Annotated in this window: 11 protein-coding genes; 3 read left to right on the top strand and 8 right to left on the bottom strand. The window is 60.1% G+C overall.

What is annotated here, in order from left to right; all coding sequences use genetic code 11:
• The coding region (gene guaB, locus F4V54_RS09000) for an IMP dehydrogenase (protein ID WP_150386914.1) at window positions 1-829 on the bottom strand (829 nt) is incomplete at its 3' end.
• Window positions 830-972: 143 nt separating this feature from the next.
• On the opposite strand from guaB, the gene F4V54_RS09005 reads away from it, so the two are divergent.
• Entirely contained in the window at window positions 973-1329 is a 357-nt protein-coding gene (locus tag F4V54_RS09005) for a DUF5319 domain-containing protein (protein WP_084576718.1), read from the top strand.
• 7 nt (window positions 1330-1336) lie between these two features.
• Here F4V54_RS09005 and F4V54_RS09010 read toward each other — a convergent pair whose 3' ends face one another.
• Window positions 1337-2119, bottom strand: coding sequence for a hypothetical protein (locus F4V54_RS09010; protein ID WP_150386915.1), 783 nt, complete (start codon window positions 2117-2119; stop codon window positions 1337-1339).
• An 11-nt stretch (window positions 2120-2130) separates the two neighbouring features.
• Window positions 2131-2697 carry a sigma-70 family RNA polymerase sigma factor gene (locus tag F4V54_RS09015; protein ID WP_150386916.1) on the bottom strand — a complete coding sequence of 189 codons (567 nt, stop codon included), beginning with the start codon at window positions 2695-2697 and terminating at the stop codon, window positions 2131-2133.
• A gap of 349 nt (window positions 2698-3046) precedes the next feature.
• Here F4V54_RS09015 and F4V54_RS09020 point away from each other — a divergent pair, with 349 nt between their 5' ends.
• Entirely contained in the window at window positions 3047-3337 is a 291-nt protein-coding gene (locus tag F4V54_RS09020; protein ID WP_034665365.1) for a WhiB family transcriptional regulator, read from the top strand.
• 139 nt (window positions 3338-3476) lie between these two features.
• On the top strand, window positions 3477-4577 hold the full coding sequence (locus tag F4V54_RS09025; RefSeq protein ID WP_150386917.1) for an HNH endonuclease signature motif containing protein: 1101 nt from the start codon (window positions 3477-3479) through the stop codon (window positions 4575-4577).
• A gap of 51 nt (window positions 4578-4628) precedes the next feature.
• Here the strand turns inward: F4V54_RS09025 and groL are convergent, their stop codons facing one another.
• The 5 genes from groL to rimI all read right to left on the bottom strand — a co-directional run bounded on the left by groL (window position 4629) and on the right by rimI (window position 8782).
• Window positions 4629-6230, bottom strand: coding sequence for a chaperonin GroEL (gene groL, locus F4V54_RS09030; RefSeq protein ID WP_102723973.1), 1602 nt, complete (start codon window positions 6228-6230; stop codon window positions 4629-4631).
• 19 nt (window positions 6231-6249) lie between these two features.
• Window positions 6250-6552, bottom strand: coding sequence for a co-chaperone GroES (groES, locus tag F4V54_RS09035; RefSeq protein WP_034664178.1), 303 nt, complete (start codon window positions 6550-6552; stop codon window positions 6250-6252).
• Window positions 6553-6706: 154 nt separating this feature from the next.
• The gene (locus tag F4V54_RS09040) at window positions 6707-7153 is read right to left on the bottom strand and encodes a hypothetical protein (RefSeq protein ID WP_034664180.1); all 447 of its coding nucleotides are present in this window, start codon (window positions 7151-7153) and stop codon (window positions 6707-6709) included.
• Between the two features lie 82 nt (window positions 7154-7235).
• Complete coding sequence (gene tsaD / locus F4V54_RS09045; RefSeq protein ID WP_150386918.1) at window positions 7236-8285, bottom strand: tRNA (adenosine(37)-N6)-threonylcarbamoyltransferase complex transferase subunit TsaD; 1050 nt, start codon at window positions 8283-8285, stop codon at window positions 7236-7238.
• A complete protein-coding gene (rimI, locus tag F4V54_RS09050) occupies window positions 8282-8782 on the bottom strand; it encodes a ribosomal protein S18-alanine N-acetyltransferase (RefSeq protein ID WP_150386919.1) in 501 nt (166 codons plus the stop codon). The genes tsaD and rimI overlap by 4 nt, the downstream gene beginning before the upstream one ends.
• Between the last annotated feature and the right edge of the window lie 112 nt (window positions 8783-8894).

Below are 8894 nucleotides of genomic sequence, written 5' to 3' on the forward strand. Positions count from 1 at the left end.
GGACGCGGTTGTTGTGCGCGTGGGCGGAGTCGACGACGAGGGCGTCCACGCCCGCGTCGACAAGCAGGCCCGCGCGATTGTAGGAATCCTCGCCCGTGCCGATGCCCGCCGCGACGAGCAGACGCCCCTCACTGTCCTTCGACGCGTTAGGGAACTGCTCGGTCTTCACAAAATCCTTCACGGTGATCAGACCAGTAAGCTTGCCTTGCTTATCGACGATCGGCAGCTTCTCCACCTTATTCTCACTCAGCAGCTTGAGCGCCTCTTCCTTGCTCACACCATCCTGCGCCACCACCAGCGGCATCGGCGTCATCACCTCGGAAACTGGGCGGGAGAAATCAGCCTCGAAGCGCATATCGCGGTTCGTAATAATGCCCAGCAGCACCCCCTGCTCATCCACCACCGGCAAACCGGAAATGCGGAAACGTGCGCACAGGGCATCCACATCACTGATACTCATGTCCGGAGTAGCCGTTACCGGATCCGTAACCATGCCGGACTCCGAACGCTTCACCACATCAACGTGCTCCGCCTGGTCCTCCGCCGACAAATTACGGTGCAGCACACCAATGCCGCCCTGGCGCGCCATGGCAATAGCCATGCGGGACTCCGTCACCGTATCCATAGCTGCCGACGCAATCGGCATACCCAAACGAATATTGCGGGTGAACTGCGCCGAGGTATCCACTTCCCCCGGAACGATGTGGGACTCCGCGGGCAGGAGCAACACATCGTCAAAGGTCAAACCACGTAGAAGCACCTTCGACGGGTCATCGCCGCCGGTATGCACCCTCTCACCGGAATTCTTAGAACCGAAGATGTTACCCATGTCGCTCCCTTGCTGTTTCTCGCTTCCGCTTCTAGCCAGCAAGCATAGTGGGTAAACCACCTACTCCCCCAATGAGCGCAGGTGTCCCCGAATTGGCCCCCTGCTCAAGCCTTGCCTAGGCTGGGGGCGTGTTCTTCGACTCGATGATGCCTCGTGACCCCTTCGCCGACGACCCCAATGACCCGGCGTCTTTCATCGAGGACGACGAGGCCCCCACGCCACTCACCCCGGAGGAGCGCGAAGCTGTCCTCCGCGATCTGGCCCAGACTCGGGAATTCAAACTTGTTCTCGAACCCCGTGGCATCCTTGGCATCACGTTCGTCTGCGAGGATTGCGAAGAGATGCATTTTTATGACTGGGACATCATGATCAACAACATGATCGCCAGCCTCCACGGCGAACTACCCCCGGTTCATGAGCCGAGCGCTCAGCCCAACATCCAGGCCTACGTGCCCTGGGACTACGCGCTGGGATACCTCGACGGCCTCGACGCGCGTTAAACCCCCACTAGGAGGATTGGCCAGCTTGCGTAGTGGGCGCCCCCGGATGCGCAGCAGGCCCCGGTGTTGGCGCACCCTGACGCGTGCTCGACGGTGCAGCAGGGCTGCCCGTAGTCGTGGTTTCGCCCGGTTGCTCCGTCACCACAACTGTGACAGTGGTCGGCTCGAGCGTCACGGTGACAGTCTCTTGAGTTTTCTCCCCTGCAGGTTCCGGCTCAGGCGTGACCACAACGGTCTCCTTCGGAGCTGGGTCACCTCCGTCTTCGGGCGGCACACCGCGCTCAAGGTTCATGGACTCACGCAGCTGATCAATCAGCAGCTTTGCACCAGCCAAGTTGCCACTTTCAGTCATCGTTTCAATCTCGTCGAGCTTGGTAGCCAACTCCACGACATTCTTGCGCTCACCGAAAACAGCCTGGGACGGACCCCACAAAGCAGACCCCGGTGACGCACTGTACAAAACAGCACCGCTACCAGCAACGACGACGGTGGCCGCAGCGGCACCGACGAGGCCTGCCATCCACGGACTCGTCCGGAAACGACGGGACGCATCCCGCTTCGCGCGGTGCTCGGTAAGAGAGGTGACGGGCGCCAAAGCGCCGTCGATAAGCGGGGCGGATGGCATGGGTGCTTCAACCTCATCCCGCAACCCCAACAGCAGCGACGCGAGCTCATCCGCCCCATCCGACGGATCAACACCCAGCGAAAGCGAGGTCAGGAAGGCGTCATCTGCCTGAACATCGTGCTCATAGCGACGGTGATGACGGCCAAACGTGGACGTTGGCTCCATAACTACCCTCCTCAAACTCCGTCTTCGAGTGCCCGCCGGAGTGTGGCAAGCGCCCTGTGCTGTGCGACACGGACCGCCCCTGCAGTACTGCCCACGATCTCCGCTGTTTCCTCAGCAGACAATCCGACAAACACACGCAGGACAACAATCTCTCTCGCCTTGTCACTTAACAGATCGAGTAAAGCACGCACTCTGTTACTTCCCGCCGTGACCATCGCTGCATCTTCGGGGGTAACGCCGGAAAATTCCTGGTCAGGAACGTCATCCGTCGGGTTCGTTTTATCGCGCGCTAACGCCCGGTGAGCATCCGCAACCTTGTTGAACGCGATGCCATACACGAACGCCATAAACGGCTTGCCAGTGTCCTGATACTTCCCCACACTCGTTGCCACCGCCAGACAAATCTCCTGGGCAACATCCTCGGCCGTGGGAGTCCGGCCCGAACTAATCCGCGCACGGGCGTAACGCAGCACCATCGGGTGCACAACCTTGATGATCTCCTGCAGCGCCGCAGCATCCTCTGCCTGCGCTAAAGGCACGAGTTCGGCGAGACGTTGATCCGCGTCGGATGAGGCCACGACGTCTCTCCTTTTTCTCGTAGATGGGCGTAGATGAGCGTAGATGGGCAGGCAAAAATCAAACTTTGCAGGCACGTTAAATGTGCACCGGCCACATCCTACGCGTCAGCTACCTAATCTCCCTAACTCTCACAGGGCGAAGCGAGGTGGTTTCCAGCGGAAGTCACCAACAATTCACCAACGTTTCACCTTTGCACATTTATGCACGTCAGATACAGCAAAATGAAGCCTGCTAGGCCAGATATAACTGTGCGAAACCTGGCAGAAACCCATTGTTCACCATCGCCTTGCACACTGCGCGAGAAATTATTCGCCATAGGTTTTACACACGGAGATGAATATGCCCGCGATATCCATGCCTCAACAGCTTCCCGGCCCGAATGCGGATTTCTGGGATTGGCAACTTCATGGCGCATGCCGCGGCGAGGCATCCGAGGTCTTCTACCACCCCGACGGGGAGCGCGGTCGTGCGCGCGCGAAGCGTGAGAACCGTGCGAAAGCCATCTGCTTTTCCTGCCCTGTCCTCGAACAATGTCGCGCTCACGCGCTTGCGGTCGCGGAACCGTACGGCATTTGGGGTGGCATGAGCGAGTCCGAACGCCAGGCAGCTCTTCGTCGCGTCAAGGTCGCCGCAAACTAGGCTTTCGCTTATCGACGTTTCAAAACCCCCAACCTTACTTAGACTGCTTCAGACCCCTGTTTGGTTCCATAGATTCTTAAATTGTGTGAAATCTCAAAAACCCTTTACCCAGGGGTTTTATCGCAGTTACCGTCGGGGCATGAAAACTTTTAATGATCTCATAGATGCCCATAGCTCATTAGGCATTGACGCGTTAGAGCACTTTGATAAACCCCGGGCGGTTGATGCCGGCATTGAACAAGCCACAGTGAACAACTGGAAGTTAGTTCATGAGGCGTATTACGGCGAGAACCTATCCTCCGCCAAGCAGCAAAAGGCGCGCGATAAAGCACGCGCTTTAGGGCTAAATATTGGCATGCTCGCCCTCATCGAGCGGACCATTAAGCACATCTCTCACGCCACGCGCCGTCATAGTTACCGGATGAAACTTCTGAGCGCCGCCGCACACGTTTCACACACCTGGAAAGCACTTAATGCCCTGGCAAAACGCATCGTGCCTGCGAAGGAGAAGACTCCTCCGCGCGAACAAGCCAGCTTCGGTGCTCCACATATGGGCGTGACCACCGTGACACTGACCATGGATGAGCGAACCGCCGCTGACCTCAAGTTTCATGCTTATCAGGACATTGACCCTTCGAGGCCGATCGGCCCGCAATTATTAGAAGCAATCATCGCCCTCTTACGTGGTAACGGTGGTTTCGCCGAAGCGATCCCCAGACCCTTGTTGCTTGTCGGCCTCGCCCAACACGTACAGATCCTCTCCGGTGAGGGCGACGAGGTTATCTTGGGCATGACAGATGGCACCACGATGACGGGTACGGAATACCTCAACCGGTTCATCGCCACCGAAGACAATCACCTGGAGGCGGCGCTTTTCCACCCTTCCGAAGGCGCGATCAACCTGTACCGCGGGCAGCGCTTTGCAAACCAGAAACAGCGGGACCTGGCCAAAGCCACCTCCCCCGTGTGCGCGTTCGTCGGCTGCCACCAGGCGGCGGACCTGTGCGAAGCTCACCACATCACTGCATGGAAAAACGGTGGGGAAACCAACTTGAAAAACCTGGCACCACTGTGTCGTTACCACAACCGCGTCAACGACGACGACCTACACAAGCCACACCGCGGTCACATCGAAATGCGCACCGGCACCCCCACGTGGATCTCCCCCAAGGGCTATCCGGTGGTCAACACCACACACCCGTACGGAGCGATGCAAACGGTGTTCCCCCAAGCCGCTTAAACAGACGAAAAAGCGCCCCCGGGTGGGAGCGCTTCGTCGATAAGCAATTGCTTAGTGCTGGTGACCTGCCTCTTCTTCTTCAGGCTTGTTCACCACAGAAGCCTCAGTGGTGAGCACCATGCGTGCCACGGACGCGGCGTTGACCACAGCAGAGTGAGTCACCTTCACCGGGTCGATGATGCCCTGCGCGATGAGGTTGCCGTACTCGAGCGTGGCGGCGTTGAAGCCCTCGCCGTTCGGCAGCAAAGCGACCTTGGACACAACAACGGAACCATCCAGGCCCGCGTTCTCTGCGATCCAATAAGCCGGCTTCACCAACGCGTGAGCAACAGTGAGTACACCGGTCTTCTGCTCACCCGGGTAGTTCGCAGCGAGCTCCTCGAGCTTGGCTGCGATCTGCACCAGCGCGGAACCACCGCCGGCGATGATGCCTTCCTGTGCAGCCGCACGGGCAGCGTTGATGGCGTCCTCGACGCGCAGCTTGCGTTCGTTGACCTCGGTCTCCGTCGGCGCACCGACGCGGATGACAGCGACACCACCGGACAGCTTGGCCAGGCGCTCTTCCGCCTTCTCCTTGTCCCAGGTGGAATCGGTGTTCTCGATCTCGCGGCGGATCTGCTCGCGGCGGTTCTCCACTGCTTCAGGCGTGCCAGCGCCGTCGACGATGACGGTGTCATCCTTGGTCACGGTGACGCGGCGGGCGCTGCCCAGCACGTCAAGCTCCGCGTCCTTGAGGTTCACGCCGACCTCCGGGTCGATGACGGTGGCGTCAGTGACCACAGCGAGATCGTCCATGAAGGCCTTGCGGCGCTCACCGAAGTACGGCGACTTCACCGCAACAACCTTCAGGGCACCACGGATGGAGTTGACCACGAGGGTCTGCAGCGGCTCGCCCTCAATGTCCTCAGCGATGATGAGCAGCGGGCGGGAGGTGCCCACGGCCTTCTCCAGCAGCGGCAGGAACTCCGGCAGGGAGGTGATCTTGTTGCGGACGAGCAGGACCTGCGGGTTCTCCAGGATGGCCTGGCCGGCTTCCGGGTCGGTCATGAAGTAGGGGGACAGGAAACCCTTCTCAAAAGAGATACCTTCGGTGACGTCCACGTAGGACTCGATGGACTGGGACTCCTCAACGGTGAGGACACCGTCCTTGCCCACCTTGTCCATGGCGCCGGCAACCATCTCCCCGACGACGGAGTCGCGGGAGGAGACGGTGGCAACGTTGGCGATCTCCTCGTTGGAGGATACCTCGGTCGCACGCGCCTTGAGCTCTTCGACCACAGCCTCAGCAGCTGCTGCGATGCCCTTGTTCAGCTCGATCGGGTTCGCACCAGCGGCAACGTTGCGCAAGCCCTCGTTGATGATGGCCTGGGCGAGCAGTGTTGCGGTGGTCGTGCCGTCACCAGCGATGTCATTGGTTTTCACAGCGACGGACTTGACCAGCTGCGCACCGAGGTTCTCAAACGGTTCCTCGAGGTCGATGTCGCGGGCGATGGTCACGCCGTCATTGGTCACGAGTGGACCACCGAACGCCTTGTCCAGCACAACATTGCGGCCACGCGGGCCTAGCGTCACGCGGACTGAGTCGGCGAGGATGTCCACACCGCGCTGGATGCCCTCGCGGGCCTCCTGGTCAAATGCAATGAGTTTTGCCATAAGGGATTAATCCCGCCTTTTACTTCTCGACGACGGCCAGCAGGTCACGCGCCGACAACAGCAAGTACTCCTCGCCGTTGTACTTCAGCTCGGTGCCGCCGTACTTGGAGAAGATCACGGTGTCGCCCTCCTTGACGTCCACCGGGATGCGGTGCTCGCCCTCGTCGTCCCAGCGGCCGGGGCCGACAGCAATAACGGTTGCTTCCTGCGGCTTCTCCTGTGCGGAGTCCGGGATGACCAGGCCGGAAGCGGTGGTGGTCTCAGCTTCGACAATCTGAACGAGGATCTTGTCTTCCAGAGGCTTGATGTTGACGTTTGCCACGATTGAACCTTTCGTGAAAGTTGGATTCATTACACGGTTTCTCGGTGCGCAGCCGTCGTCGCGGGTGAACAAACTGTGCCCAAAACCTGTTTAGCACTCTACCCATGCGAGTGCTAAACGACAACAATGGGGCTCACCAGCCCCACGCTCGGAGCTAGTCCTGCACCGTCCCCATGTTGAGCACAGCGTTGTGCCAGAGGTTGTACTCCTCCGGGTTGTCGTCCTTGTAGTGGCGGACGGCGCGGATGGCTTGTTTGATTTGGTCCACGATGTCGTCGTCAATGCTGTGCCCATCGCGACCGACGAAGATGACCGGGCCGGAAATCGCCGATGTCGGGTCTTGCAGGAAATTAGCGTTGTCCGTCGCCGCCAAGTTCGCCGCCATGGACGCAACCGGGTTCGGCGCGGCACGATTCTCACGAGCCTGCGGAGAGTAAATGGCCTCATATTGCGTGTCGTTTTGGGAAAACGCGACACGCACTCCCTCAAGAACAACGGGGCCGAGGAACTGGCTCGCGTGGTCAATGTCAAAGATGATCCGACGGTAGGTCAGGTCCGGATTCACCAGAAAACCGAAGCGTTCATGATCGCGAGACTTCATGGCGGGAGAGCGTCCTTTCGGGATGTGAATTTTTACGCGGTTGTCACGTTAACCCGAAAGTACAGACTTCGCTCGGTGAGACTTAAGAATGAACGAGCGGGGTCTCCACCTCAAGTGCCGTGTCCGTTGCGGTGTCCCACCCGGAAGGCTGCGCGCCTTCGTGGATGAGTTGGGCGGCAAGTGCCGCAATCATCACTCCGTTGTCGGTACACAGGGCGAAGCGCGGCACTCGGAGTTCGATTCCGTGGGCGTTGCACCGTTCTTGCGCAAGTTCCCGCAGCCGCGAGTTCGCCGCGACTCCCCCACCGAGCAACAGGGTGCGCGCTCCTGCGTCTTCGCAGGCCATGATGGCTTTTGCGGTGAGAACGTCCACGACAGCTTCCTGGAAGGATGCGCACACATCCTCGACGCTGATCACCTCTCCGGCCCGCTCGGCGGCCTCAACGTACCGCGCGACGGCAGTTTTCAGGCCGGAGAAAGAAAAGTCGTAGCGGTGCTCGCCGCGCAGGTCTTCAGCGCGCGACAGGGCGCGTGGGAAGGAAATATTCGGCTCACCGCGTCGCGCAAGCTTATCGACGACCGGCCCACCCGGATACCCCAACCCCAACAGGCGGGAGACTTTGTCGTAGGCTTCGCCGGCAGCGTCGTCAAGCGTGCTTCCGAGCTCCTTCATAGGTTTGCCTACCGCATCGACTTCAAGGATTTGGCTGTGCCCGCCGGAGACGAGTAGCGCAACGGAGTGCGGTAGTTCATCCGCATCATCAAGGTTGGCCACGGCAACGTGTCCCCCCAGGTGATTCACACCATAGAAGGGCACACCCCACGCTGCGGCGTAGGCCTTCGCCGCTGACGCCCCGACGAGCAACGCCCCTGCTAGACCCGGCCCGACTGTCGCAGCGACGGCGTCCGGTTTGGTGATGCCAGCATCCGCCAACGCTTTTTCCATCACACGTGGCATCGCCTCGAGATGGGCGCGGGACGCGATCTCGGGCACCACCCCACCGAAGCGGGCGTGCTCTTCCATGGACGATGCCACGACGTCTGCGAGGATCTGCATGCTGCCGTCCGGCTGTAGATCAATAACACCCACGCCTGTTTCGTCGCAGGAGGATTCGATTCCCAGAATGATCATTGCTCTGACTCCTTTGACCCCACTGACACCTCAGACACGGAGTGGCGCATCATCGTGTACGCATCTGCTCCAGTAGAGGGATAGTATCCCTTGCGCACTCCCACCTCGGCAAACCCGTAGCTCTTGTATAGCGCGATGGCGGGCTCATTATCGGTGCGGACTTCGAGGAACATTTGGGCGTCGTACATATCCGCGGCGTGCACCAGCTGGTCCATGAGCGCACGTCCAATGCCGTGGCTTTGGAATTGGCGCGCAACCGCGATGGTGTGCACCTCAAACTCCGGGTCTTCGCGTGGCCCTAGACGGGCAACGCCGGCGTACCCGGCAAGAACTGCTTCGTCGCTGTCTTCCACGAATGCCCCAACATAGAAGGTGTAGGGGTGCGCGAGTTCCGTGAGGAAGACATCGCGGGACCATGGACTTTCGTCGACAAAGAGATCCGCTTCAATGGCCGCGGCTGCAGCCGCATCGGCGGGTCGGAGTTCACGGATGCGCACGGGGTCACTCCTCGCCGACAGCTACGCGCGGAATCGCCGGTGACAGCGGCTTCGCTGCGGGCTCTTTCGCATCTGGGCGACGCAGATACAGCGGGACGAGTGGCTCACCCGG

The organism is Corynebacterium tuscaniense, from assembly GCF_008693065.1.
Taxonomy (GTDB): domain Bacteria; phylum Actinomycetota; class Actinomycetes; order Mycobacteriales; family Mycobacteriaceae; genus Corynebacterium; species Corynebacterium tuscaniense.